Origin of the sequence: Arthrobacter sp. C2 (genome assembly GCA_024207135.1) — a bacterium.
In the GTDB taxonomy this organism is placed as follows: Bacteria; Actinomycetota; Actinomycetes; order Actinomycetales; family Micrococcaceae; genus Paeniglutamicibacter.
The window spans coordinates 3839127-3863730 of the sequence record CP042428.1; the positions used below are offsets into that span (position 1 = coordinate 3839127).

Sequence of the window (24604 nt, forward strand, 5' to 3'; positions counted from 1 at the left end):
GGGCTAGAAGTTTGCTGTCATTGGCTCGTTTTCTGTGGGGCCACTCGTAAGGGAGGCACCGTGGACACCGATCACGCCCTTATCCTTCATGAAAAACACATCGTAAGTAACCTGCACCGGCTTGGAATAAGAAGTCTTGTCTTTGGTGAGCTTCAAATCGACGTAGGCCTCGACAGTGACGGTGGCACCATCAATCTCGGTTTCGGACTTGGACGAATCGAGGAAGTCGCCTTTGTCGTACGAGTTGGCTGAGGTCAACTTAACCGTCGGGTTGAGGAAGCGGCTGGAGTCCTTCGCCTGGTAAATCTCGTATCCGGAGAAGTAGTTCAAAGATGGCTCAGCCCATACAACGAGTCCGTTTTCGCTCACTGGACCGTCAAAAAGTGATGCCCACTCCTTGGCACCACCCCGGTCCTGATCCGACTTAGTAAGCCGCTTGCTGAAGCCTTCCATTTGAGCTGCAATATCCTCCTTGTTTCCACCGATGGCAGGGCCCGAAAGGATGTCAACGAACACGAAGTCCACTGCCGTGAGCTGTGCCTTGGCCATGTCAGCTTCAGTCCATGATTTGCCGGTGCTCGTCCACAGAGTGGGGTCGAATGTTGCGAAGTCCGACTCCTTGTCGGCACCCAGTTCAACGTACTGGCCCGCTTTATTCTTCGAAATCTTGGTGTAGACCAGGCCCTCACCAAGGTTGTCAGGGTCGGTCTTCTGCACAAGCTCGATCGGGGTGGGCACCTTCTCGGATGCTGAGGCTGAAGTTGTTGGGGATTCCTCTGGCGTTGCAGCCCCGGTGGCAGCACAGCCAGCGAAAAGCATGGTGCCGGCAAAAGAAAGAGCCAGGATGGGCAGGATACGAGGTGTTTTCAAAGTGATGCCTTTCAATGACGATGCTGCGTTGATTCAATAAATGCGGGTCAGCTAAATTATTTGAGAAATAGGACGCTATCCATCGTCGAGGTACGGCTTGGTTCAACCGACCCTGATCCACTTGCAGTGGAGGCACTCGCACGACTGCCATCCAAAAGCGTCCGTGACGAGTGCTCCACGGGTGCTTTTGGATGGCAGCGAGGGGTTACCTCATCGAGAATTCAAAGGTGCCGCCAGTGCTTTCGACGTTGCAGTGCCCAGGCTGGGTAGGACCGGGCAACATGCAGGCGCCGACCCCCGTGAGTTCCACCGCGCCGGTGTGGATGGGTTGCTTGAGCAGCCGCGTCAACAAGGTCTTGGCCTCATCGCAGGAGAGCCCCGAGTCGCCCAGCTCGTAGGTGAACTTGGCACCGGCGCATCGGCCAGTAGTTGCTGATTCCGAGCCGGCCGGAACTACGTCCTTGAGCTGCTTGAACGAGAGCATTGCCTTCTTGAGCTGGGAGTACTCCTCCGTCTTGGCATACGCCTTGAAGCGCTCGGCGCCCTTCACCGAATCGGCTACGCCGGGAAGCACAGACTTACTGGTCAGTGCGGCGCTGAACTCGCCCGAACCGCCGGCGTAAATGAGACTTTCGAGCCTGTCTCCCCAGGTCTCGGCAGAATCGCTATCAAGCGCCGTGAGCATCATTTCTGCCTGGTCCGCCTGGCCATCGTAGGAAAGGAATTCATAGTTCAGGCCCCCGAACTCGCCATCACCCGCTGAATCGAAAACCGTATTCTTTGCCAGTCCGGCCAAGGGGACGATGTCCCAGATTTCTTCACCACCGGTGCGGATCTCCGCAAGCTGTCGGCCGTCGGCTGCAACGATCTTGAAGCTTGCGGTACTGTCCTTGTGAACCTGGGCGGCAACATTGGTGAGCTTCTCGAGCTTCCAGTCTGAAGGCATCGTTATCTGGAAGTGGGCGTTGGCGATCTTGTGCGTTTCCAGCGTCGCCTTGGTGGGGCTGGGTGGACTGCTCTCTATCGCCTCTGGAGTCGACGGCCTGCTCGAAGCTTCTGTCACGGACGCCGGTGCCGCCGATGGCGGCACCGTGGTTCCTGGCGACGTAGCCGCCTGGCCGCACCCGGTGAGCAGCAGGGCTGCCGAAATCGCCATACCCGCCCACATGGTCATTTTCGGGCGCGTGCTGAGTCTGCCCATATGTATCCCCCAAGATTTAATGCGGTCTGAAGCATCTGGTGAGACCGCGAATTATTCCTAGTCTATCCGAGGGACTTACGCCTGCAGTGATCCCGATCATGTGTTGCTTTGAGAATACCTGAGCAGCACATGGCCGGTTAGCCCGAATTGCCTTTGGCAGCTCCTTGGCCTTTCGTTGGTGAGCTGGCGCAGACGGGCTGGTTCGTGATGCGATTCCAGGCCAAGCAGCCGAGGAAACGTAACCAAGGGTGTGCCGCATGGGGGTAGCGGAAGGTGAACCCGACCCGTTTGACCCGTAGTTGCCCGGTGCTGTCGGCACGGTGGGTGCATCGCAGGCAAGACTCGAAGTTGCTGATGGGATCATGGACCAGGGGCGTGGTCGGCGGTCGAAACCCTTTCTGGGATGCTTCGCGTAGCCCATCCAACCTTCCGTGTGGACGACGGCGCCCGGTGCGACATTTTAGCCGCAAAGGGGGCTCTCTGGCTTTAGCGGTGGCGTCTTCGAATACGCGGGACCCCTGGACGACGGAATGGGAACCGATCCCCGAAAGGTGGACCGAATATTTCAGATCCACGGACTGTGGGAACCCCGGAGGTGCTCCCCAACGCTTTACGGCGGTTCAGTATTTTCCCTGTTGGACCGGCGCAAATTCCTCGGTGTCGATGGTCTTCTGCTGGTGGACGTTGTAGCGGTCCCCGGCGATCGTGGACTGGTTGATGATCTCCCCGGCCTCGGCAAGCTCCGCGGGGGCCAGCGACAGCGACAGCGCCCCGAGGTTCTCGGCCAGGTGGTCGCCGCGTGTGGTGCCGGGAATGGCATGGACGTGATCGCCCTGCGTCAGCACCCAGGCCAGGGACAGTGCGGCGGCGGTGGTGCCCAGCCGGGTCGCCAGCAGGACCAGCCGGTCGACCAGTTCGAGGTTGTGCGCATAGTTCTGCGCCTCGAAGCGCGGCATGGAGTGGCGCATGTCCCCGGCCGGAAGCGAGGCGGTCTCGCGCAGGTTGCCCGAGAGGTATCCCCGGCACAGCGGCGAGAAGGCCACGAACGCGGTGCCCAGCTCCGCGCAGGCCTGGAGGGTCCCCAGTTCGGGATTCCGGGTGGCCAGCGAGTATTCGGTTTGCACCGCGGCGATCGGGTGCACCGCCTGGGCGGCGCGCAGGGTCGCGGCCGAGATCTCCGAGAGCCCGATGCCGCCGATCTTTCCGGCCGCCACGGCCTCGGCCAACGCGCCGACCGACTCCTGGACCGGGACGGCGGGGTCCAGTCGGTGCAGGTAGTAGAGGTCGATGTGCTCGGTCTGCAGCCGCTGCAGGGACGCATCCACCTGGGCCCGCAGGGTGTCGGGCCGCCCGTCGATCTTCCCGCGGCCCTCGACCAGGGACAGGCCGCCCTTGGACGCGAGGAAGTATTCGTCGCGGCGCTTTTTCAGGTGCTGCCCGATGAGGTTTTCGCTGCGGTGCCCGCCGTAGAGGGTGGCGGTGTCCAGGTGGTCGACCCCGGCATCCAGCACCTCGTGCAGCAGCCGCCCGGCCTCGTCGTCGGTGGGGAAGTTGGAGTAGCCATGGGTGATGTTCATGGCGCCAAAACCCAGGGGGTTGACGTTTTTTCCGGCCAGTGCGCGCGTTGTCATGACTTCATTTCTAGCACGCGGGCACGGGCCGGCGGGGAATTTGCCGCCTCACGGCGTCACGGAAACCGTGCTTCCGGTGCCCGCAGCGACCGGCTCCGGATCACCGGCATGCTTCCGGTTGGGCACGGGCCCCAGATCGGTGCAGGGTAACCGGAAACCCGCAAGGTCCCAGGCCGGGGACTTGCGGTGCAGCTCGGCGGCCAGGGCCCTGCCGGCGATGGGGTTGGTGGTGAAGAAACGGCTGTGCGGCGCGGAATCGGCAATTATCATGCCCCCACCTTCCCCCGGGAAGATGGCGCAAAGGCGACGGGGGCATGAATTCGACGGGGCACCACGGGGTCGGACGGGCGGACGGCTTCTAGGACCCCAGGGCCAGGAATGCGCCGAGCTGGGCGAAGGCGGCGGGGGTGCCGGGCAGGAAGTGGGTGAGCGCGGGGGAGCGCACGATCACGGCGCGCCATTGCCCGCGCGAGACCGCCACGTTGATCCGGTTGCGGTTCAGCAAAAAGTCGATGCCGCGGGCCGCGTCGTCGGCCGAGGAACATGCCATGGACACGATCACCACCGGTGCCTCCTGGCCCTGGAACTTGTCCACGGTGCCGACCTTCACATCCGCCAACCCGGCGTCGTCGAGTTCGGTGCGCAGCAGGTTGACCTGGGCGTTGTAGGCGGCGACCACCAGCACGTCCTCGGCCAGCAGCGGCCGGGGTTCCTTGCCTTCGTCCCCGATCCAGGAAAGCCCCATGTGGGCGCGGACCTGGTTGATGACCTCGTGCGCCTCCTCCACCGCCTGGGTGGTGTTTCCCCGGTGCTCCACGAAGACGGTGGAAACCCCGGCAGGCACGTGGGACAGCGAGCGCTTGGCGGCCGCGGGGGCCGAATGCAGCTTGGAGGAATAGCTCAGGGCCGAGACCTTGGCACAGAGCTCGGGGTGCATGCGCCAGGAGTCGGCCAGGAAGTAGCCCAGTTCCTCGGGCAGCGTGGGGTGCCCGGCGCTGAGCCAGCCCAGCGCGGATTCGTCCACCGGCTGCGGGTGCGAGCCCTGGGTGACCTGCGGCAACTGCTGCGGGTCGCCCAGCAGCAGCAGGCGGGTTGCGGCGCGGGAGACCGCCAGGGTGTTGGCCAGCGAATACTGTCCGGCCTCGTCGATGACCAGCAGGTCAAGGGAGCCCTCCGGGACCCGCTTGCCGGTCATGGTCCAGGCGGTGCCGCCGATCAGCGCGCCCTCCTCGGAATTCAGCAGTTCCTCCACCGCGTCGTCGGTGGTGCCGGCCCACGGGACCTCGGTCTTGTCCCCGGCCTTCAGCTTCTTGGCGACCTGCTCGGGGTGCACCCCGGCGCCGGTGATGGCCTTGGTGAGCACGTTGTCGATGACCGCGTGGGACTGGGCCACGACCCCGACCTTCCAACCCTGTTTCACCAGGGCGGCAATGACGTGGGAGGCCACGAAGGTCTTGCCCGTCCCGGGAGGTCCCTGGACCGCGAGGTAGGAATGGTCCAGGTCGTTCAGGGCCTCGACGATGGCGCCGACGACGTTGCGTTGCCCGTTGGCCAGCGCAGGGGCCGGCGGGGCGGAAAGGGTCTTGAAGCGCGGGGGGGACTTGCGCAGGATGTCGATGCCCGGGTGCCTGGGCATCGAGGGCAGGGCGCCGCCCACGGTGCGCGCGAGCTCCGCCAGGGCCTCGCGCAGCGAGGCGGTGTTGATGGGCTGGTCGGGGGTCAGCGCCACCGGCAGCGTCCCGAAGGGGGCCACCTTCTTGCTTGACTTCTCCGCAACGACGAAGCGGTCCTCGTTTTCCCGCACCACGGCATTGAACAGCCCGGCCCGCTGCGCGTTGCTGGGTTCCAGTTCCGGCGGCAGGGGAGCGGAATACATGGCAAACCAGGAGCTGCCGACCTTGAAGTCCGAGCCCTCGGCCATGGTGCCGGTCAGCTCGGTGACGCGGGTTTCCACCTGGGCGCGGGCGGTGGCCTTGTGCCAGTCCTCAACCACCTGGGCGTCATCGACCAGGAACACGTTGCGGGTGTCGGCCCACGCGTCGAAGGGTTGGTCGAGGCGGTCGAAATGCTCCCACCAGAATTGCTTGGCCTCGCGGCGGTGGTAGCCGGTGGCGGCGGCGACCATGGCGATGGCCCGCTCGTCGTTGCTCAGGGCGCGGTCCGCGGGCAGGGATTCGAGGTATTCGCGCAGCGCGATTTCCTCCGCGCTGGGCTCGACGTCATCGACGCCGGGCAGGGCCGCCTCGTCCACCCATTGCGTGTGCGGTTGGTGCGGGACCAGGCCGAGCAGCCAGTCGCGCAGCCGCAGCGTGGAGAGGCAGTCGTATTCGTTGTAGTCGCGGATGGATTCCAGGATCCGTGCGGCGGCTGCCTCATCAACCTCGAGCTGCTCGCAGTACTTGGCGTAGGCGACCACGGAGGCTCCGGCGTCCTTGACGTCCCCGCCGCGCAGGTGCTCGCCCATGTACAGCGGCTCGAGCTTCTTGATGGAGTAGGAGCGTTCGGAGATCAGCAGGGAGTGGCGGACCGTGTCGTAGAGGTCCACCAGCAGTCCCTCGCGCAGCCACGCATCGATGGTGTCCTCGGCAACCACGTGGCGCAGCGAGAGGTTCCGCAGTGCGCTCTTCTCGTAGGGCGCGTAGTGGTAGATCTTCATCTTCGGGAAGATCGCGCGCCGGGCCTCGACGTAGGCGACGAAGTCGGTGAAGGCCTTGCGCTCGCCGGCCCGCGAGTGGGCCCAGAAGGGCTTGAAGACCGGTTCGGCGGTGTCGATCTCGATGACGCCGAAGAGGTATTCCAGTCCCCAGGATTCGTCGAAGGGGTCCTGCCAGAGCGGGTCGCCCTCGAAGTCGAAGAAGATGTCCCCGGGATCGGCTTCCGGGAGCCGGGAAATGGTTTGGTTGGCGTTGATCTTGTAGGCGACCCCGCCGATGGTTCCGTCGGTGGCGCCGAGCCCGACCTGCATGCGGGCTTGTTCGGCGAGCTTGTGGTGCGGATCCCGGGCCTTGGTGTTGGAGGCGGCGAGCTCGTCGATGGTGGTGATGCCCGCCTCGAGGAGCTTCTTGCGCCGGGTGGAGCTCATGCCGGCGACCAGCAGCAGGTCGCGGTGGGCCGCGACCTGGGCGGCGCAGTAGTCGCAGCGGCCGCAGGCCCCGATGCCGTCCTGGCCCCAGGCGACCGGGTCGTCTCCGGCGCGGTGGGCGGCGGTGAGGGCCTTGAAGCGGGCGCGGCGGTCCCTGAACACCGGCAGCAGTTCGTGCATCTGGTGCACCGAGTGGGTCTTGTCCCCGAGCACCAGGGTGGTCTGCCCGGCCACCGGGATCCCGGCGCCGATGAGCTGGTCGCCGTAGGCGGCCAGCTGCAGCAGGGCGGTGACGCGGGCGTGGCGGGCCAGCTTGGTGTCCCACACCGCGTAGGAGCCGTCGGCCTCGCGGATGAGGAAGTCGGCAAAGCCCACGAATTCCCCGTCGAAGAAGGTTGCCTGGAAGACCACGTCGGCACCGTTGAGCAGCGCCTGGTGGGTTTCCTCGTGGGCGGCCACCAGGGAGGCGCGGTCCCCGCGGACCCCGGCGGCGAGCATCTTGACGCCCCGACCGGTGGCGGGGTCGTGGTCGCCGAATTGCGCGCGCAGTTCCTCGAGCACCTTGTGTTCGTGGGCATCACCGAGCACCGCGGTGCGTTCGAGCATTTCGTCGGGGCCGAAGTCGGCCTTGGCGCTGCGTCCCAGGCGTTCGTCGAGCTTGCTCAGGGAAGCGAACTCGCAGCCGGCCGCCACCACGAGGTCGGATGCGGAATAGATCAAGTCCTGATCGAGGAAAAACACGGGGACGGTGCTCCTTTGGCGAAGTGTCGTAGCTTCGAAGCTAGCACTGAGGCGCCGACATATTGGATTCCAGTGACGGTTCCAGGTACTGGTGCAGCGAGGCGGAAAGCCCCGGCATGCGGTGCACGCCGGGACTTTCCACCTGGGCACAGGTCAGCGGACGGGCTGGGCAGAACGCAGCTTTTGGGCGACCTCGATTGCGTCCCCGCTGGGGGCGTCGGATTTCTTGTCAGGCTGGGCAACAAAGAGGTACAGGGCGCCGGATCCGGCAACGACAGCCAGTCCGATCAGCACAATCCAGTCGGCGACAAAGTCACCGGTGGCCCCGGGCCTGGCCAGCAGCACCATGGCAAAGACACCGTAGACCAGGGCAAGAACATTGATCACGAGACCTGCTGCTCCCAGGCTGAAGGGCCCGGCTGGCTTCCAGCCCTTGAGGCGTTGGCGCAGCGCGGCCAGGACCACGGCCTGGAAGGAGACGTAGATACCGAGGATGGCGAAGCTCGTTACCTGGGTCAGCAGGGACTCGGGACCGAAGTAGATCATGACGCAGATCAGCAACGGGATGGAGCAGGCCACGATAAGTGCGTTGGTGGGCACCTTGGTGGTTGGCGAGACCCGCGCCAGCCATCGGTGGCCGGGAACCATGCCGTCTCGGGCGAACGAATACATCAGCCGTGAAGCGGCCGCCTGCAGGGAGAGCACGCAAGACAAGAACGCGGTCAGTGCGACGAGCAGGAAAATCTTTGCTCCCACCGGGCCGAGGGAAGACTCCAGGATGGCCGGGATGGGATCGGTGTCCTCGCCGTTGACGATCGACTGCAGGTCCGGGGCTGCTAGCACGTAGCCGCCGAAGGAGAGCAGGGCGGAGATGCCGCCGACCAGGATGGTCATCATCATGGCGGTGGGAATGCGGCGTGCCGGGTTGCTGACTTCCTCGGCCACGTCGCCGCAGGCTTCGAAGCCGTAGAAGAGGAACAGCCCGGCCAAGGCCGCGCCCATGAAAGCCGCAGAGTAGCTGCCGCTGCCCTCTACCCCCATCGAATCAATGAAGATGCTGAAGGGCTGCTTGCGGGCGAAGATGAGCAGGTAGAGTCCCACGGCGATCACGCCGATGAGTTCGGCCGCCAGGCCGATGCGGGCCACCCGGGCCAGGGTTTTGGTGCCGGTGAAGTTGAGTACCAGGGCGATCAGGAGCAGCGCGACGGAGAACGCCAGTGTGGTTCCTCGGTTCAATTCCGCCCCGAAGGTGCTGGCCACGAATCCTGAGCCGAACTGGGCAACTGCGGTGATGGTGACGACCATCGCCCAGATGTAGATCCAGGCGGCCATCCAGGCGTAGCGCCGTCCCCATAGACGCCGGGTCCAGGGGTAGATGCCGCCATGGATCGGGTACTGGGAGACGACCTCGCCGAAGACCAAGGACACCAGGAACTGGCCGCCGGCCACGACGAGGATCCAAAATACCGAGGGCGGACCTCCAGTGGAAAGGGCTAGGGCGAATAGTGAGTAGACCCCGACCAAGGGGGAGAGATAGGTGAAGCCGAGGGCGAAGTTCGCCCAGAGGGACATCGAGCGATCAAAGGATTGCTCGTATCCCAGGACGGCGAGGTGGTTGCCGTCTTCGATATTTTGGCTGCTCATGGCGTGTGGGACCTTTGGTGGCTGCGAGTGGGATATGGCGGTGGACCATGGCCTGCGTAGCACCGGGAGCCCGCCTCGTGACCGTCGTCACAAGAGTTAGGCTACACGCTTATCATCCTAAATAGAATGATTATTTTCTCCGGTGGCCACCACCAGTGTGGTTCCCGGGACTGGGCATCCCGAAAACTCCTTCAGGCTTGAACCCAGGTCCCAGTCGTCGGCGGTCGAGACGATGATGCGCCCTCCGGCGGTGGCAAGCGCCGCGGGTCCGTCAATGGCGCGCAGTAGCCGCAGGATTTGGGGCTCGATCTTCCGTACCAGGATGTCCAAGCCCACGATGCCAGCTCCCCGGGCGCCCACCGGGGTGGTCAGGGTGAGCATGTAGTCGCAGGTGCACAGGTGGTCTACATAGGGTCCGGTAATGTGTCGGGCACCCGTGGATTCGGGGACCGAATACCATTCCAGCGAACTGAAGTCCCGCAAATAGTCTGCGTATTCCCTGGCGGCAAGGTCCAGTCGGGTGACCTCGGTGGTGGTGCCGGACAGCGGGTTCTCGGCCAGCGGGCCGAGCCACCAGGCAAAGTGCATGGCCTTCGCGCCTCCGACCCCGGGGGTGGGCGAGGAGCCGGGACCGCCGATGTATCCGGCCCCTGCCACCGTGGCCCCTTCGACCATGAGCCTGGGCTGCACGAAACCAAGAACGAGGGCGTCGAGATCCGCACCGCGTTCCATTCCGCCCTCGACCTGGGTGCGCAACGCGTCAAGCATGGAAAAATGTTCGTTGAAAAGTGCGCCGATGCGCTCAGCGGTTTCCTGGGTCGTGGTCATGCCGCGCGCTCCAATCGTTCCTTGGTCTTCAGCAGCCATGTGGTCAGCGTCTTGAGCAGCCGGCGCACGGTGCTGCGCGCCAGGTCTATGTCCCCGGCGGAAATGGCCGCGACGATGGTTTCGTTGCAGCCGTAAACCTCATGGCGGATGGCCTGCTCGCCAAGCCCCAGCCACAGCAGCTGGCCGAACTCGGCCTGGAAACGGATCTGCTCCCGCACCAAGCGCGGAGATTGGGAGATCACCGCAAGTTCCAGCAGGAATCCGCCCTGGTTCCGTGCGGCGGTACGTGCGGTGGTGAAATCGGCATCCGCTAGCCAATGGGCGAGCCGGGTGGCTTCCTCGCCGGAAGCCAGTTCGGCGGCGCGTTCGGCCGCCCCGGCACACAGCGTGGCCTCGTAGGTGCCGACATCGGCCAGCTCGATTCGCGAAATGCCGCGCAGCCGCGCCGTGAGCACCTGGGTGGGGGTGTCGCTCGAGGCCAGGACGAAGGAGCCCCCGTCGCGTCCGCGTCGAGTTTCCACCAGCCCTGCCCTCCGGATCTCGCTCAGCGCCTCGCGCGCGGTGACCAGGGCAACGCCAAAGCGCTGGGCCAGCTCAGCCTCGGTCGGAAGTCGCTCGCCGGGGGAAATGACGCCCAGCAAGATGGCGTCGGTAAGGCGCCGGGCCACCTGCAGGGACCGGGTAGCCCCGTCCAGCGGCGTAAACACGGCGCTGCGGGGCCCTCGCGGAGTGGAGGGACTTTGGGTCATGGCTGCAACTCTATCCGCAGCGCAACGGGCATGCCCCGGGACGCGGTGTTCAGTCCTTGGCCAGTTGCGTTCGGATGAATTCGGCCGTGGCTTCGGCGAGCCCGGCGCCATCTTCGGAAACGGTGCGGCCGGAGCGGGCCACCTTGAAGGAGTGGTCGCCGCCTTCGAACCAGAGAAGTTCGCTGTCCCGGTTGAGGTTGGAGAAAACGCGGGTCATGATGTCCCGGTTCGCGAACGGGTCGCGGGTGCCTTCGAGGAAGAGCATCGGCACCGCCAACGCGTAGAGGTGCTCGTCGCGCAGCTTGTCTTCCTTTTTAGGGGCATGCAGGGGGTATCCCAGGAAGACCAGGGACCGGGCGTCCATGCCTTCGGCGACGGCCAGGGACGCCATGCGGCCGCCAAAGGACTTGCCGGCGGCAAACACCGGAAGGTCCCCCGACAGGTTCGAGCCGACCCACGAACGCACCTGCTTCCACACCGTGACAGCAACGGGTGCACGGTCGGGGAATTTCCTGCCCGCGTCCATGTACGGGAAGTTGAACCGCAGCACCGAGATGCCCTGGTTGGCCATCGCCCGGGCGTAGCCGGAGAGGAAATCGTGGTCCTTGCCGGCGCCGGAGCCGTGGGCGAGGACCAGGAAGACACGGGGGTTCTCGGCCTCGTCAAGCAACGCGGTGAGGGTTTCGTCGCCCCACGGGATGGTCAGTTCCTGGCTCATGCCTTCCAGCCTAGCGTTCGTGCCTGCGGTTGGATCGAACCGATCGCCCTGCCCGGCGGGCGATCCGGCGGGCACCCCCAAGCTAGATGGCCAAGTGGGACAACGGGATCCTGCTGGTGCAGGTCCCCGAACCCGGCCTGCCCCTTGCCGTTCCCGGCCGCCGCTCACCGCCTGGCCCCGCCCACGTGGGCGAAGCGGTGCTTGAAGCCGAGGAGATCAGTGCAGCGGGTAGCTGGTGTCCTTTATGTTCGCCTCGACGCGGGTGTAGGCATCGCGCGCCACCGCCTTCCAGAAGCGCAAGGCGGTTCCCGGGTCATCGGCCTCCAGCCTGGCGATCGACGCGGCCGAAAGCACCTTCAGGTGCAGCCTGCCCACCGCGGTGACCCGGGTGGTCTGCTCGCCCTCGCCGCCCAGGGCGATCTCGCCGAAGGTCATGCCGGCCGAGAGCCTGGCGTGCCGCACCGGCTTGCCGTTCTGCAGGGTCGAGGTGACCACCTTGCCGCTGAGGATGAAGTACACGCCGCCGAATTCCTGGCCGGGCCGGCGAATAATGCGTCCGTCCTCGATCCGGCTTTCCTCCATCAGGGACTCGAGCAGGTCGATGTCCGCGGAATCCAGCGGGTCCAGCGCCGCGAAGTCGCGGACCGCGACCTCGCTGGGCACCAGGTCCTCGCTGCCGTGGCGCTGCAGCAGCATGGTCTCGGCCCACTCCACCGCGTCGTTGCGGCTGGGGAAGCAGCGCAGGGACGCCAGCGGTTCGAAGGCCTTTTCCTGCACCAGTGCCAGGGTGCGTCCCTCGGCCTCCAGCTCCCGGCCCAGCTGGTGGATCATCTGCACCGCGATCCTGTCGATCTCGTCGACCCGGCGCAGGTCCAGGATCACCAGCTCCACGGACGGCTCCAGCCCGCTGACCTCGCGCACCATGGACTCGGTGCCGGCGAAGAGCAGGTCCCCGGCCAGTTCCACCACATGTGCGCGCTCGCCGTACTCGGCCAGCAGCCGGTTGGCCGCATCGCTGTACCGGGTGTAGGACGGTGCCTCGGTGATGTCGTAGTTCTCGCGGATCGTCGAGCGGCCCAGCCTCGCGGCGCGCACGAAATGCAGGCCCATGTCGGCGCTGATGCGCTCGCTGGCCGCGACCCCGCGCACCGAGGAGCCGTGCGCATCCAGCGCCGGGGAGTAGATGGCCAGGCCGAGCTGGCCCGGCAGCACCGCGATCAGTCCGCCGCCGACCCCGGATTTCGCCGGCAGCCCCACCGCCGAAATCCAGGCCCCGGCGTCGTCGTACATTCCGCAGGTGGTCATGACCGACAGGGTGCGCTGGACCGCTTCCTTGCCCATGACCTGCACCCCGGTGGCCGGCTGGGTGCCGCCGTTGGCCAGGGTCGCGGCCATCAGGGCCAGGTCCCGGGTGTTGACCATGACCGAGCAGGCGCGGAAGTAGTCCTCGAGCACCGGGGTCGGGTCGGTCTCGATGATGTCGAAGGAGCGCAGGAGGTAGGCCAGGGCGCGGTTGCGGTGCCCGGTCAGCGCCTCGGAGGCGTAGATCGAATCGCTCAGTTCCAGTTGCCGCCCGGCGGCCGCCGAGAAGTGCTGCAGGATGCGGCCGAAGCGCGGGGCCTCGGTGTCCCGGATCAAGGAGATCGTCGCGATGGCCCCGGCGTTGATCATGGCGTTGGCCGGACGACCGGAGTCCCTGGCCAGCGAGATCTCATTGAACGCATCCCCGCTGGGTTCCACGTCGATCTTCTCATCCACCGCGTCCAGCCCGATGTCGTCCAGTGCCAGCGCGTAGGAGAAGGGCTTGGAGATGGATTGGATGGAGAATTCCAGCTCGGCGTCCCCGACCTGGTAGACGTGCCCGTCGACGGTGGCGATGGCGATGGCGAACTTCGTGTTGTCCGCATCCTTCATCGCCGGGATGCCCTGGTAGGGGGTGCCGGAGGAACGGCCAAGCAGGTCGGCGTGCAGGTCGGCGAGGTAGCTGTCGATGGGGGAGCGCATGGCTCCTAGCCTAGGGGCTGGGGCCCCTCGGTGTCGGCGATTGCGACGACGGGTTTCGTGCCCAGCGCCTGGCCGATGGCCGCTCCCAGGATCTTCGCGCCTTCCACGTTGGGGTGCACCCCGTCGTCGCTGAGTCCGGCGGCGAAGGTGTTGGCGTCGCTGCGCAGCCCGGCGGCGGCGTCCACGAAGATCCACCCGCGCTCGGCGGCCAGGGATTGCAGGAAGCCGTTGTACTCCACGGTGGCTTCCACCGCGTCGTCGCGCGGCGGGACGCTGGAGAGCAGGACCCTCGGGGCCTGGACGATCTGTGAGATCCGGATGAGGTTTGCCGCGGTCCGCTCACGTTTGGTGTGCCGGGCCAGGTCGTTGGTCCCGGCCAGGAGCACCAGGGCGTCGGCGCTGCCGTGGCGCAGGGCCGCGGCCATGTCCCCGGTCTGGGCTCCGCCCAGCGCCCACCCGCCGGTCCAGGCCAGGGCCGGGGGTGCCCCGGGCGTGTTCACGTAGTTGATCCAGGAGGCCTCCCCGACATGCCCGTCGGCCACCGTGTGGCTGCCGGCGGCGGTGATCGAGTCCCCGGCGACCATGAACCTCACCTGGACCCCGCCGGCGGGCAGGGCAAAGGCCTGCGGCACCGTTTCATCGGCGCGCGGGCCTCCGGAGAGGCCGAGCAGGCCGGCAAAGACGGACACGATTGCGAGTATGAGCAAGGGTTTGCGAGTTCCCAAGGTATTGCCCCCTTCCTGGCCTTTAAGCCTAAGGGTGCACCATGCCCGGGAACGTGCGGGACGGACTCAATCCTGCAACGATTCGCGTTCGCGCAGGATGAAGCGCTGCAGCTTCCCCGAGGGGGTCTTGGGCAGCTCGGCGGCGTAGGTGATCTTCCGCGGGTAGGCGTGGGCCGCATAGCGGGTCTTGACCAGGGCCTGCAGCTCGGCGGTGAGCCGGTCGCTGCCGGTTGCCCCGTCCTTGAGCACCACGTGGGCGACCAGGACCTCGCCGCGCAGCTCGTCGGGGACCCCGATGACCGCGGATTCGAGCACCAACGGGTGTTCGGCCAGCACGGACTCGACCTCGAACGGGCCGATCCGGTAGCCGGCCATGATGATCACGTCGTCGTCGCGCGAGGAGAAGAAGATGTAGCCGTCTTCGTCCATGGTCCCTGCGTCCCCGGTGAGGTACCAGCGGCCGTCGGCGGAATAGCGTTCGGCGGTGCGTGCCGGGTCCCCGGTGTATCCGTTGAACCAGAGCATCGGGGAGCCGGCGACGTTCAGCGCGACCCGTCCGCGGGTTCCGGCCGGTGCGCATTCGTCGGTGTCGGGCTGCAGCACGCAGGCCGAGTACCCGGGCATGGGCCGGCCCATGGATCCGGCCTTGACCGTGTCGATGACCTCCGGTGCCCAGCCGTTGACAATGCACATGCCCATCTCGGTCTGCCCGTAGTGGTCGCGCACCGGGACCCCGAGCACGGCCTGGGCCCAGGCGATGGTGGTGGCGTCCAGCGGTTCGCCGGCCGAGGAGGCCTTCGCGAGCGTGAGCCCGGGAACCCCCTTGGGCTTGGCGGCGCGCAGGGAGCGCACGATGGTGGGGGCGGCGGCGAAGTTGGTGACGTTGAACTTTTCCAGCACGGCCCAGCAGGTCTCGGCACTGAACCCGGTGGACAGCAGCAGGTTCCGCCTACCGGCGTAGAGCGGGGCGAGGATCCCGTAGTACAGCCCGTAGGCCCAGCCGGGGTCGGCCACGTTCCAGAACGTGTCGTCCTGCGTGACGTCCAGGCCGTAGCGGAAGTACGTGTCGAAGGCTTCCAGCGCACGCACCGGAACGGCAACCCCCTTGGGGGTTCCGGTGGTGCCGGAGGTGAAGATCTCCACCAGCGGGTCATCCAGCGACCGGGTTGCCGGTGCGAAGCCGGCCGGCTGCGCCTCGAGCAGGGCCGCCAGCTCCCCGGTGCCCAGCACCGGGTGGGGCAGGGATGCGAGCTTGGGCGCCTGGGCGGTGTCGGCGACGATGAGCTTGGCATCGGCCCCGGCAACCCGGACCTCGATGGCGGGCGTGGCGAATGCGGTGAACAGCGGCACATGCACTGCTCCCAGCCGCCAGAGCCCCAGCAACGTGTAGAGCAGCTCGGCGCTCTTGCCCATCAGCGTGGCCACGCGGTCCCCGGGCTTGATGCCGCGGGAGGCAAAGAGCGCCGCGGCCTGCTCGGAGCGCAGCTTCAGCGTCGCATAGTCAAGGTCCACCGAGCCCAGGTCCGCATCGATGACGGTGAAGGCGACCGCGTCGCCGGGGTGCCTGTCGCACAGGAGCACCGCCGGTTGCACGTCCCGCGGCAGGGTGGAAAGGACCGGGATATTGAATGAATGCATGCCTGTTGCCTGCCTTGGTTCGTGAGGCGGGGATTGCTTCCCCGCCGCCAAAGCTACCAGCGCGGGGAGGCAAAACCACTGATTGTGAACCTACTTGCGGCGCCCCGCCACCAGGGAAGCGAGCACGACCGCGGCGGTGACGGCGTTGACCGCCGGCCACGCACCGATCTTCTTGGCCAGCGGGTGCGAGGCGCCGAAGGCGGCCAGGTAGAGCCCGGTCAGCGCCGCGGCCCTGGGGGCCCCGACGTTGGCCTTCCAGGCCAGGAAGGCGCCGGTTCCCGCGACGGCGAGCACGGCCCCGCCGGCGGGGCGGTTCTTGGTGGTGCGGGCGGTGGCGAAGCCGCCGATGAGTCCGGTTCCGGCTAGTGCGGAGGGAAGCAGTGACATGGTTCGGTGTTCTCCTTATTCCTTGTCCTTCAAGCTTAGAGGCCGATGCCGCCGGTGCACGGTGCGCCCGGCTCCGGGGTCTGGGGACCCTGGCGGTACTTCTTGACGAACGCGGCGATGCGCGGGTCGTCGGCGGAATCCACGCTGAGCTGCTCGCCCCAGGCGGTGAGCTTGATCTTGGCGCCCTGGTCCGGATACGGGCTCAGGAGCATGTAGGTCTTTTCGCCCACGTCCTGCTTCAGCGTGGCCAGCTCGGCGTCGGATACCCCGTCGTAGCTGACCCACACCGCGCCGTGTTCCAGGGAATGCACGGCGTTGTTTTCCGGCACCGGTTTTTCGTAGATGCCGCAATTGAGCCAGACGGGGTTGTGGTCCCCGCCGACACCGGGCTTCTGCGCGTAGGTCACCTTGGCATCGACGTGGTTGGCGGAGGCGACCTTGTAGTCCTTCACGCCCTCGATCGGGCTCGCGGCGGCCGCGGCGACCGCGGATTTCTCCTGGGCGGCACCGGTGAGCACCACCGCGGTGGGAACGATGATGGCCAGCGCAGCGGCGGCGACCAGCGCAACGGTGAGGAGCTTGGTGCGTTTTTCCTTGGCCTGGGCCTTGGCAAGGATTTCTTGGGCTTCTTGGCGCTTGTTCATGGGAAGGGAATCCTTTAGCTCAGCTGCGCGAGCAGCTGGGTCAGGGCCGAGATCTCGGCCTGTTGGGTCATGACGATTTTGTTGGCGAACGCGGTGACCATCGGGTCGTTCCCGCGTTGCAGGTAGGCCTGTGCCATCTCGACCCCGCCTTTGTGGTGGGCGATCATCAGGGTCAGGAACTGGCGGTCGGCAGTGCTCCCGCGCGCGGCGGTGAGCTTGTCGATGTCGGCCGCACTGGCCATGCCCGTCGAGGCCATGGTGTGGGCTTTGCCGGGGGCAGCTGTCCGGTGCGCGGCATGGGTGCCGTCGTCGGTGAGCAGATTGCTCATCCAGGTCATCGATTCGCCGGTCTGGGGCAGGCCCCAGGTTTCGAGCCAGGCATACATCTGCCCGGATTGCTGTTGCTGGGTCAGGGCGATGTCGTAGGCCATGGAGCGCACCGCTTTGTTGGCGGAGTGCTCGCGGATGATCATGGACAGCTGCACGGCCTGGTGGTGGTGCGTCTGCATGTCGCGGGCAAAGCCGGCCTCGGGGGAGGCCTCGGAGGGGAAGGTGCCCCGTGGGTTGGCGGAGCCCAGGATCCAGCCGCCGGTGGCCATGGCAAGCATGAGCACCACCACGGCGATGACCAGGGCACGGGAAGTTTTGGGTTCGGACATGAGCGGTCCTTGGAGAAACGGATGCGGTGCACCGCAAGGCGGCGCGCTGGCGGCAGGGGGGAAGGGGCCGCGTTCTACGTGCGTGAAATGGACAGTGCGTGCAAGTCGGGGGCCCGTGCCTGTTGCGCCCGCGGAGCCCCGGACGATGGGGCAAGGGTTGCCGGTAGCGCGCCGAAGGCCCCGGAGGAGTCCGGGCGCGGGGCGATCTGGGCGATGTTCAACTGCGGATCCGTGCTCGGGGCGCAGTGCTGCTTGTCCGGAGCATCCGTGGGGCAATGGGTGGCCCCGGTCGCTGCGGAGGCGCTCGCCGAGATGCCGAAGTGGGTGGCCGAATCGGCCACCGATGCCGGTGCCAGGGTGTGGCACAGCGGAAGCAGGACGCAGAGGGCAAGCAGCAGCCCCAGCAGTCGCTTCACGTGTGCCGCCCTTCGGATCGCGGACCAGATGTTGGTTGAGGAATCAACGATATAAATGCGAGATGTGCATTTGCTGTGAGCCAGGTGCGCAGACCCGGGCTCCGGCTGCCCGGCTGCAAAGGGCATGCATGATCGCGGCATAGGGTTGGGGGATGGAAATCATTGACCGCTGGTGGCAGGCGGTGCTGGCCGGGTTCGGCGGCACCGAACCGTTGGTGCTGGCGCCGTGGCCGGTGCTCGGCCTGCTGGCGTTGTGCGTGCTGCTGACCGTGCCGCGGGCCACCTGGCGGATCTTCGGGCTGTATGTGACCTTCGTGCACGAATTGGGCCACGCCTTTGCCGCGCTGGCCACCGGGCGCTTCGTCCATGGACTGAAGATCCGGCTGGATCATTCCGGAGAACTGGTCAGCAGCGGGAAGCCCGGGTTCTCCGCGGTTTTCAGCGGCTTCTGGGGCTATCCGGCACCCGCCGCGGTCGGCCTGGGCCTGGTTGCCTCGACGTACTTCGGCCATGCCTCCGCGGCCCTGTCCATCGGGGCACTGGTGCTGTTGGGGTCGCTGGTGTTCCTGCGCAACTGGGCCGGGATTGCGGTGGCGCTGTGTTCCGCGCTGGCGGCCCAGCTGCTGGTGCTCTACACCCCGGCCCAGGCCATGGGCTGGGTGGTTCTCGGCCTGGGGCTGATGCTGCTGGTGGGCTCGGTGCGAGACCTGTTCAAGGTGATCGGGGTCCACACCCGCCGGCGCGAGCTGGTTTCTTCCTCCGACGCGTACATCCTGGCCACGCGCAGCTGGCTGCCGGCCTGGTTCTGGCTCCTGGGCTTCACCGTGGTGGTGGGCGGCTCGGTCGTGCTCTCCGGCTGGATGCTCGCGGGTATGCTGGCCTGAGACAACCCTGGCCCATCCATCAGGCGCGTCGCTCCGGTAGGTTTGGAAACACACGGGAACGGTGCCGGGCCAAGCCAGGGAGGTGAATCCGGATGGGAGTCCACCGCTGGACGCGCTCCGGGGAAGACCTCGCCCTGCACCTCATGCAACCGAGACGCCTGCATTCGGTCGTCATCACCCTCAGCGCACGGGCGGAAGCGGCCGGGTTCGATGCCCAGGCGATCTACGAGGAAGTCAAGGACTGGGCCGAGGTCATCGTGGTTCCCACGGGCTGGCTGACCTACGAGCTGCGCGACCACCTGCCCTACGGGTGGGAGGTGTTCGGCACCGCTGCCCGCGTCTATCCCACCGGGCCCGGCAGCCAAGGGATCGCGCCCGGGCGGCCGCACGTGGTGCGCGCCGGGGACTCGATCGAGCGGATCAGCAATGAGCTGATCGATGAGGTGCTCTTCCTGCCCGACCCCCGCACGTTGGTGGTTTCGGCGTCCCCGACCCCCGGACCCGGGCGGCACGCCGCGGACCCGGTGCGCACCGTGGGCTCCCCGGTGCCGGTGTCGACGGGCACCGGAAGCCACTCGGTGCTGGTGGCCGGAGCGGTTGCCGGATTCCGGAACCACGGCTTCACCGCCGTCATTGCCCTGGACAACGGCGCAAGCGCCGAGATCCACAGCGAGGACATCTATCCGCACGCCCCGTTGACCTGGATGCTGGAAACCGGAAGCCGTCTCGCCGGCGCCCGGGAACCGGGCAGCGGGCGCCTGCTGATCCGCGAATCCCTGCTGCACCCGCGCCTGCTGCAGCACTACTCCTGGAACCAGGTCGTCCCGTGCCTGGTGTTCGAGGCCGGGAAAGATGCAGCGGTGCTGGTCCCGGTGCCGGGGGAGAACATCACGGTGCACCGCGCAGATGTCTCCTCCAACGAACTGGACGACGTCGACTCGCTGCTGGCACCGGGGCAGGTCGTTGCGGCGCGGCTGGTCAATGCCTCCGGGGTGCGCAAGCTCGTGCTGGTGGATGTCGATGACAACGAACCGGTGGCCGTAGCCCCGGCCCTGGTGCGCGGCGGCACCCCCTGGCTGGTCGTCGACCGGGACCACGTCCCGGAACCCGGAGAACCGCCGGCCGCAGAATCCACGACCGGAATGCCGGTGGTTCCGACGCCGGAAAAGCAGCGCGAGGCCCTGCGCCAGGCGTTGCTGCAGATCGATGCGCTCAAGTCCGAACTGAAGGCGTTGCGCCAACAGCAGGCCGGCAATGCGGAACCCGAGTTGGCCTCCGCGCTGCAACAGCTGGGCCGGTACCGTGCCGAGGCGCTCAAACTGCGGACCCTGCTGCGCAACAAGTCCGAGGCGCTGAACCAGAACCACCGGATGGCCCGGCGGAAGGCCCGCACCACCGTGGAGCCGGCGCCGAGCGACGCCCGGGACCTGTTCACCACCGCGGAGGCGGCATTGCGCCACGAGCTGTACCTGGAGTGGGCACACCGCGTCCCGGCGAACGAGAAGGCCGTCTATCCCTGGGACCCGGGCTTCGTCATCGGCCCGAAGTTCGCCGCCTCGTTCTACGCGCACGGTGCCGCGCTGCGCGGCAAGACCCTCAAGGCCCTGACCCAGCTGCTGACCGGGAGGGCGGACCGGATGGCCGCGCGCGAGGTGCACCCCAAGCGGACCGGTCCCGGAGGGGACGACCCGCAGGAGATCCGGGAGACGGACGGGGCAACCTGTTGGCGGATGAGCGTGGAGATCGGGGTGGCCGCGGCCCGCCGCGTGCATTACTGGAAGCTGCCCGACGGGCGCATCGAACTCCACGAGCTCGTCTCCCACGACACCTTCGGCATCTGATCCCGGCGCCCGGAGGCATTGCTACGTCCCGGCGGGCGGAATCCTGCCGGCCGGGGCCCCGTGGAGGAAATGCCAGGTGAGCACGTCCTGGATCGCAGGTTCCTCGACCCCGTAGGTGCTCGCTATTTGTTCCAGCGTCCACCCGGCGGTGCGCAGCTCCATGAGGGTTGGATAGGCCGGCATGCCGATACCCATTTTCGCTCCCCCTGACTTGACGATGGATCGATGCCACCAGCAAACCACGTCCCTAGGACAATTTGGTTCCGCCGGAGCCCCGCCGCCGCCGGGGCCTGACCGAAGAGACGGATTTCGCCTAGTGTGGGTGGAAGGGGGCAACGAACACGACACCTAGGGATGGGCACGGCCATGGCAACCTTTGAATACACCACGCATCTGCCCTACCCGCGCCAGATGGTGTTCGACTGGTTTGCCCGCCCCGGGGCCCTGCCCCGGCTGGCCGCACCCTTTACCGGAACCATCAGGCAGGAACCCGACAAGGGCCTGGCCGTGGGCTCGCGTGCCGTCATGGACATCGCGGCCCCCGGAACCATGGGCACCTCGCTGGCCGCGGCCGTCGAGACCGGCGTCCGGACCCTCGGGCTTCCCGGGTGGGTGCGGGCACAAGTCCCGTGGCACGCCAAGCACATCGCGCTGAACCCCGGGCACGCCTTCACCGACATCATGGAATCGGGCCCGCTGGTCCGATGGGAACACCGGCACCTCTTTGCCGACGACGGCTCCCCGGCAACGCCCGGCACGGTGATGCGCGACGTGGTGGAGTACGAACTGCCGGTGCTCAACCGGCTGCCGTGGCAGCAGGCGCACCGGCTCACCGAGAAGGCCTTCAGGCACGAGCTGATCCAGGTCTTCCGCTACCGCGAACGAATGCTCCGGGCCGATTTGGCCTTCCACGCCGGCCACCGGGCCCGGCCCCTGGTGGTTGCCGTGGCCGGGGCCTCCGGAATGATCGGCACCCAGCTCTGCGCCCTGCTCGGCGGGGGAGGACACCGCGTCATCCGGCTGGTCCGGGACCGGGCCGCGGCCGACGGGAAGGAGCGGATCTTCTGGGACCCCGAGAACGCGGTGCTGGACCCGGAGGATTTGCGCGGGGTCGACGCGGTGGTGAACCTGGCCGGGCACACCATTGGCGGTCGGTTCACGCAGGGAACCAAGGAGTCGATCCGCTCCTCGCGCGTGCTGGGCACCGGTCTGCTTGCCCGCGCCCTGGCGTCGCTGGCGGGGGACGGGAAGCCACGCAGCTTCATCGTTGCCTCCGCCATCGGCATCTACGGGGCGAACCCGCATGGCACGTCCCCGGCCGTGCCATTGGCAGAGAACGCGAAGCCCGGCACCGACTTCCTCGCAGGGGTCTGCACGGCCTGGGAGGAATCCTGCGCGCCGGCCGCCGCGGCGGGTGTCCGGGTGGTCAATGTGCGCACCGGGCTGGTGCAGTCCCCGGCCGGAGGCATCCTGGCGCAAATGCTGCCGCTCTTCGCCCTGGGCCTGGGCGGGCCCCTGGCCGCGGACGCCTGGCAGTCCTGGATCGGGCTCGATGACGTGGTGGGCATCTACGCGCATGCGCTGCTGACCGATTCACTGTCCGGTCCGGTCAATGCCGTGGCACCGAACCCCGTGCAGGGGCGCGAATACGCCAGGGTCCTGGGCAAGGTGGTGCGCCGCCCGGCACGGGTCCCGGTCCCGGCCTTCGGGCCCCGGCTGCTGCTGGGCCGCGAGGGCGCCGCCGAGCTGGCCTTTGCCAACCAGCTGGTGGACAGCGGAAAGGTCGAGGCCAGCGGCTACGAATTCCGGCAGCCGGACCTGGAGTCGGCCTTGCGCCACGTGCTGGGCCGGTCCTGAGCCAAGGGGCCTGCTAACGCCCCGCGCCGTGCCGCCGCCCGGCCAGGTACGCGCCCACGGCACCCAGGGTCCCGGCCAGCAGTCCCCAGGGGATGCGCGGCCCGGGAAGATCCACGTCGGGGTGGGCCTCCCCGCCCGCCCGCATCCGCAGCGCCCGGGCGTCCTGGTGGTCATCGAGCATCGCCAGGCGCGCCTTGGCGATCCCGGTGTCGTCGCGGGCCGGCAACGCCAACTCGTCTTCCACGGCCAGGCCCTGGCGCAGTTCCCGGGCGCGCTCCAGCTCGGCGTCCAGTTCCGAGCCCAGCAGCAGGGAGATGTTCGCCAGCCAGATCCACAGCAGCAGGATGATCACCCCGGCCAGCGCCCCGTAGCCGCTCTGGTACGTCCCGAACGCCACATAGAAGAAGAACCCCGCGGTGGCCAAGGCCAGCACACACAGCGCACCCAGGGACCCGGCGCTGATCCAGCGGAACCTCGGCTGGCGGATGTTCGGGGTGAAGTGGTAGAGCAGGGCAACCATGAACACGGCGATCAGCACCAGCACGGGCCACTTGGCGATGTTCCAGGCCAGCAGCGTCGCCTCGCCCAGCCCCAGCACGTCCCCGATGCCGCGGGCCACCGGCCCGGAGAGCACCAGCAGGGCCAGCGCGAGCACCGCCAGGACCACGATGACCAGGGTCAGCAGGTACATCTGCGGCCGCAGCTTCCACAACGGGCGCCCCTCGGTGGTGGCGTAGGTGCGGTTAAGCGCCCTCCCGAAGGCCCCCACGTACGCGGAGGCCGACCACAGGGCACCGAGCAGGCCAACGAGCAGGGCCCATCCTGCCCCGGTCTGCTCGCCGAGCTGCTTCAGCAGCGCCTCGGCATTCGTTCGCATCTCCGGGGTGCCGACCGCGCCGATGGCCTGGACCATCCAGTCCCGGGCCTCGGACCCGCCGCTGACCAGGGAGAGCAGCGAGAGGATCGCCAGCAGCCCGGGCACCAGGGACAGGACCGCGTAGTAGGTCAGGGCGGCGGCGAGGTCGGTGGCCCCGTCGCGGGAAAACTCGCGCACGGTTCGCTTCAGGGCATAGAGCCAGGAATCCCGGCGTAGCGTCGGATCGTTGTGTTCTGGTTTCTCCACTGGGGAAATCACCGGCTTTCGGCGGGCTTGGCTTGGACTTTTTCCCACCCTACGGCCTTGGCCCCCTCAACGCAGGGAACGCGACGCGCGAAATCCGTCGGCGGCCAGCAGGACCAGCGCCAGGATGATCGGTGCGTAGGTGAAGGCATCGCGGGCGACGAGTTGTTCGCCCATGGCCACCGCTGCCACCAGCAGGAGCACAGGTTCGACGTAGCTCAACAGCCCGAAGACCGACAGGGACAGCAGCGAGGCGGCGCCCAGGTAGAGGAACATGGCCAGTGCCCCCAGCACTCCGATGGAGAGCACCGGCAGCAGTTCGGCCCCGGGTCCGCGTGCCCCGGTGAGGATGAACCAGAGCGCCAGCGGGGTCAGCAGCAGGATCTCCAGGGTGAAGGCGGCATTGGATTCGAAGCGTGCCCGTCGCCTGGCGGCGAAGTAGATGGGGTAGCCCAGGCAGATCAGCAGGGTGGGCAAGGCCAGCCCTCCGGCGAAGACCAGTTGGTGTGCCACCCCGAGAGCAGCCAGCGCCACCGCGATCTTCTGTCCCCGGGAGAGCCGCTCGGCGAAGGCCGCCCGCCCCACTACGACCATGACCAGCGGCAGCAGGAAGTAGCCCAGCGAGGTCGCCAGGGCGTACCCGTTCATGGGTGCGTACATGAACAGCCAGAGCTGGACGCCGACCAGGGCACTGGCGATGACCCCGAAGAACAGCAGCGAGGGCCGGGCCCTGATGCGTCCGAGAAGGGCGAGCATCTGGGCCCGGCGGGAGGGAACCAACGCGTAGACCGGGGCGATGATCGCCAGCGTCAGCACGATCCGCCAGCCGTAGACCTCGGTGTGCCCGATGTCCTTGAGGGACCCGGAGACCAGGAAGATCACGGCGAACAACGCCGAGGCAACAAGGGAGGCAAGAACGCCACGATTCACCGACGACGCTCCGTCTCTGGGGTTTTGACTGTTCC

General features: G+C 67.1%; 22 protein-coding genes. 3 read left to right on the forward strand and 19 right to left on the reverse strand.

Annotated features, from left to right (window positions below):
- Positions 1-3: 3 nt before the first annotated feature.
- From FPY90_RS17610 to FPY90_RS17685, 16 genes are all read right to left on the reverse strand, one after another.
- Positions 4-885, reverse strand: coding sequence for a hypothetical protein (locus tag FPY90_RS17610; RefSeq protein WP_139194938.1), 882 nt, complete (start codon positions 883-885; stop codon positions 4-6).
- Positions 886-1075: 190 nt separating this feature from the next.
- Entirely contained in the window at positions 1076-2071 is a 996-nt protein-coding gene (locus FPY90_RS17615) for a hypothetical protein (RefSeq protein ID WP_498682459.1), read from the reverse strand.
- A 620-nt stretch (positions 2072-2691) separates the two neighbouring features.
- The gene (locus FPY90_RS17620; RefSeq protein WP_498682460.1) at positions 2692-3702 is read right to left on the reverse strand and encodes an aldo/keto reductase; all 1011 of its coding nucleotides are present in this window, start codon (positions 3700-3702) and stop codon (positions 2692-2694) included.
- 48 nt (positions 3703-3750) lie between these two features.
- The gene (locus tag FPY90_RS17625; RefSeq protein WP_498682461.1) at positions 3751-3972 is read right to left on the reverse strand and encodes a hypothetical protein; all 222 of its coding nucleotides are present in this window, start codon (positions 3970-3972) and stop codon (positions 3751-3753) included.
- Positions 3973-4060: 88 nt separating this feature from the next.
- Positions 4061-7525, reverse strand: a complete 3465-nt coding sequence (locus tag FPY90_RS17630; protein WP_498682463.1) for a TM0106 family RecB-like putative nuclease — start codon at positions 7523-7525, stop codon at positions 4061-4063.
- A 153-nt stretch (positions 7526-7678) separates the two neighbouring features.
- Positions 7679-9169: an APC family permease gene (locus tag FPY90_RS17635; RefSeq protein WP_071216035.1), complete on the reverse strand. Its 1491-nt coding sequence runs from the start codon at positions 9167-9169 to the stop codon at positions 7679-7681.
- 117 nt (positions 9170-9286) lie between these two features.
- Complete coding sequence (locus FPY90_RS17640; protein WP_071216034.1) at positions 9287-9997, reverse strand: PDC sensor domain-containing protein; 711 nt, start codon at positions 9995-9997, stop codon at positions 9287-9289.
- Positions 9994-10746, reverse strand: a complete 753-nt coding sequence (locus tag FPY90_RS17645) for a FadR/GntR family transcriptional regulator (protein WP_071216033.1) — start codon at positions 10744-10746, stop codon at positions 9994-9996. The genes FPY90_RS17640 and FPY90_RS17645 overlap by 4 nt, the downstream gene beginning before the upstream one ends.
- A 49-nt stretch (positions 10747-10795) precedes the next feature.
- Entirely contained in the window at positions 10796-11464 is a 669-nt protein-coding gene (locus tag FPY90_RS17650) for an alpha/beta hydrolase family protein (RefSeq protein ID WP_498682467.1), read from the reverse strand.
- Positions 11465-11680: 216 nt separating this feature from the next.
- Positions 11681-13468 carry a glutaminase A gene (glsA, locus tag FPY90_RS17655; protein WP_071216031.1) on the reverse strand — a complete coding sequence of 596 codons (1788 nt, stop codon included), beginning with the start codon at positions 13466-13468 and terminating at the stop codon, positions 11681-11683.
- Between the two features lie 5 nt (positions 13469-13473).
- Positions 13474-14157, reverse strand: a complete 684-nt coding sequence (locus FPY90_RS17660; protein ID WP_498682469.1) for an SGNH/GDSL hydrolase family protein — start codon at positions 14155-14157, stop codon at positions 13474-13476.
- Positions 14158-14259: 102 nt separating this feature from the next.
- Positions 14260-15831, reverse strand: coding sequence for an AMP-binding protein (locus tag FPY90_RS17665; protein WP_498682470.1), 1572 nt, complete (start codon positions 15829-15831; stop codon positions 14260-14262).
- 90 nt (positions 15832-15921) lie between these two features.
- Positions 15922-16218: a hypothetical protein gene (locus tag FPY90_RS17670; protein ID WP_498682472.1), complete on the reverse strand. Its 297-nt coding sequence runs from the start codon at positions 16216-16218 to the stop codon at positions 15922-15924.
- 35 nt (positions 16219-16253) lie between these two features.
- Entirely contained in the window at positions 16254-16862 is a 609-nt protein-coding gene (locus tag FPY90_RS17675; protein WP_498682474.1) for a thioredoxin-like domain-containing protein, read from the reverse strand.
- A gap of 14 nt (positions 16863-16876) precedes the next feature.
- Positions 16877-17521, reverse strand: a complete 645-nt coding sequence (locus FPY90_RS17680; RefSeq protein WP_498682476.1) for a DUF305 domain-containing protein — start codon at positions 17519-17521, stop codon at positions 16877-16879.
- 74 nt (positions 17522-17595) lie between these two features.
- Positions 17596-17937 carry a hypothetical protein gene (locus FPY90_RS17685; RefSeq protein ID WP_071216025.1) on the reverse strand — a complete coding sequence of 114 codons (342 nt, stop codon included), beginning with the start codon at positions 17935-17937 and terminating at the stop codon, positions 17596-17598.
- 152 nt (positions 17938-18089) lie between these two features.
- Between FPY90_RS17685 and FPY90_RS17690 the strand changes: the two genes are divergently transcribed.
- Both FPY90_RS17690 and FPY90_RS17695 read left to right on the forward strand, forming a co-directional pair.
- Complete coding sequence (locus FPY90_RS17690; RefSeq protein WP_071216024.1) at positions 18090-18821, forward strand: M50 family metallopeptidase; 732 nt, start codon at positions 18090-18092, stop codon at positions 18819-18821.
- 92 nt (positions 18822-18913) lie between these two features.
- Positions 18914-20662, forward strand: coding sequence for a hypothetical protein (locus FPY90_RS17695; RefSeq protein WP_498682479.1), 1749 nt, complete (start codon positions 18914-18916; stop codon positions 20660-20662).
- Between the two features lie 21 nt (positions 20663-20683).
- Here the strand turns inward: FPY90_RS17695 and FPY90_RS17700 are convergent, their stop codons facing one another.
- The gene (locus tag FPY90_RS17700) at positions 20684-20845 is read right to left on the reverse strand and encodes a hypothetical protein (protein ID WP_175475521.1); all 162 of its coding nucleotides are present in this window, start codon (positions 20843-20845) and stop codon (positions 20684-20686) included.
- A 183-nt stretch (positions 20846-21028) separates the two neighbouring features.
- On the opposite strand from FPY90_RS17700, the gene FPY90_RS17705 reads away from it, so the two are divergent.
- Positions 21029-22519, forward strand: coding sequence for a TIGR01777 family oxidoreductase (locus FPY90_RS17705; protein WP_071216087.1), 1491 nt, complete (start codon positions 21029-21031; stop codon positions 22517-22519).
- 13 nt (positions 22520-22532) lie between these two features.
- Here the strand turns inward: FPY90_RS17705 and FPY90_RS17710 are convergent, their stop codons facing one another.
- Positions 22533-23642, reverse strand: a complete 1110-nt coding sequence (locus FPY90_RS17710) for a YihY/virulence factor BrkB family protein (protein ID WP_071216022.1) — start codon at positions 23640-23642, stop codon at positions 22533-22535.
- Positions 23643-23708: 66 nt separating this feature from the next.
- Positions 23709-24569, reverse strand: a complete 861-nt coding sequence (gene rarD / locus FPY90_RS17715) for an EamA family transporter RarD (protein WP_498682481.1) — start codon at positions 24567-24569, stop codon at positions 23709-23711.
- Positions 24570-24604 lie beyond the last annotated feature (35 nt).

What these genes read in the sequence shown, in the direction of transcription:
- FPY90_RS17695 (WP_498682479.1), top strand. Translation starts at nt 18,914, where the DNA reads ATGGGAGTCCACCGCTGGACGCGCTCCGGGGAAGACCTCGCCCTGCAC.
- FPY90_RS17635 (WP_071216035.1), bottom strand. Translation starts at nt 9,169, where the DNA reads ATGAGCAGCCAAAATATCGAAGACGGCAACCACCTCGCCGTCCTGGGA.
- FPY90_RS17615 (WP_498682459.1), bottom strand. Translation starts at nt 2,071, where the DNA reads ATGGGCAGACTCAGCACGCGCCCGAAAATGACCATGTGGGCGGGTATG.
- FPY90_RS17700 (WP_175475521.1), bottom strand. Translation starts at nt 20,845, where the DNA reads ATGCCGGCCTATCCAACCCTCATGGAGCTGCGCACCGCCGGGTGGACG.
- FPY90_RS17650 (WP_498682467.1), bottom strand. Translation starts at nt 11,464, where the DNA reads ATGAGCCAGGAACTGACCATCCCGTGGGGCGACGAAACCCTCACCGCG.
- FPY90_RS17675 (WP_498682474.1), bottom strand. Translation starts at nt 16,862, where the DNA reads ATGAACAAGCGCCAAGAAGCCCAAGAAATCCTTGCCAAGGCCCAGGCC.
- FPY90_RS17645 (WP_071216033.1), bottom strand. Translation starts at nt 10,746, where the DNA reads ATGACCCAAAGTCCCTCCACTCCGCGAGGGCCCCGCAGCGCCGTGTTT.
- FPY90_RS17665 (WP_498682470.1), bottom strand. Translation starts at nt 15,831, where the DNA reads ATGCATTCATTCAATATCCCGGTCCTTTCCACCCTGCCGCGGGACGTG.
- glsA (WP_071216031.1), bottom strand. Translation starts at nt 13,468, where the DNA reads ATGCGCTCCCCCATCGACAGCTACCTCGCCGACCTGCACGCCGACCTG.
- FPY90_RS17620 (WP_498682460.1), bottom strand. Translation starts at nt 3,702, where the DNA reads ATGACAACGCGCGCACTGGCCGGAAAAAACGTCAACCCCCTGGGTTTT.
- FPY90_RS17705 (WP_071216087.1), top strand. Translation starts at nt 21,029, where the DNA reads ATGGCAACCTTTGAATACACCACGCATCTGCCCTACCCGCGCCAGATG.
- FPY90_RS17625 (WP_498682461.1), bottom strand. Translation starts at nt 3,972, where the DNA reads ATGATAATTGCCGATTCCGCGCCGCACAGCCGTTTCTTCACCACCAAC.
- FPY90_RS17670 (WP_498682472.1), bottom strand. Translation starts at nt 16,218, where the DNA reads ATGTCACTGCTTCCCTCCGCACTAGCCGGAACCGGACTCATCGGCGGC.
- FPY90_RS17640 (WP_071216034.1), bottom strand. Translation starts at nt 9,997, where the DNA reads ATGACCACGACCCAGGAAACCGCTGAGCGCATCGGCGCACTTTTCAAC.
- FPY90_RS17690 (WP_071216024.1), top strand. Translation starts at nt 18,090, where the DNA reads ATGGAAATCATTGACCGCTGGTGGCAGGCGGTGCTGGCCGGGTTCGGC.
- FPY90_RS17680 (WP_498682476.1), bottom strand. Translation starts at nt 17,521, where the DNA reads ATGTCCGAACCCAAAACTTCCCGTGCCCTGGTCATCGCCGTGGTGGTG.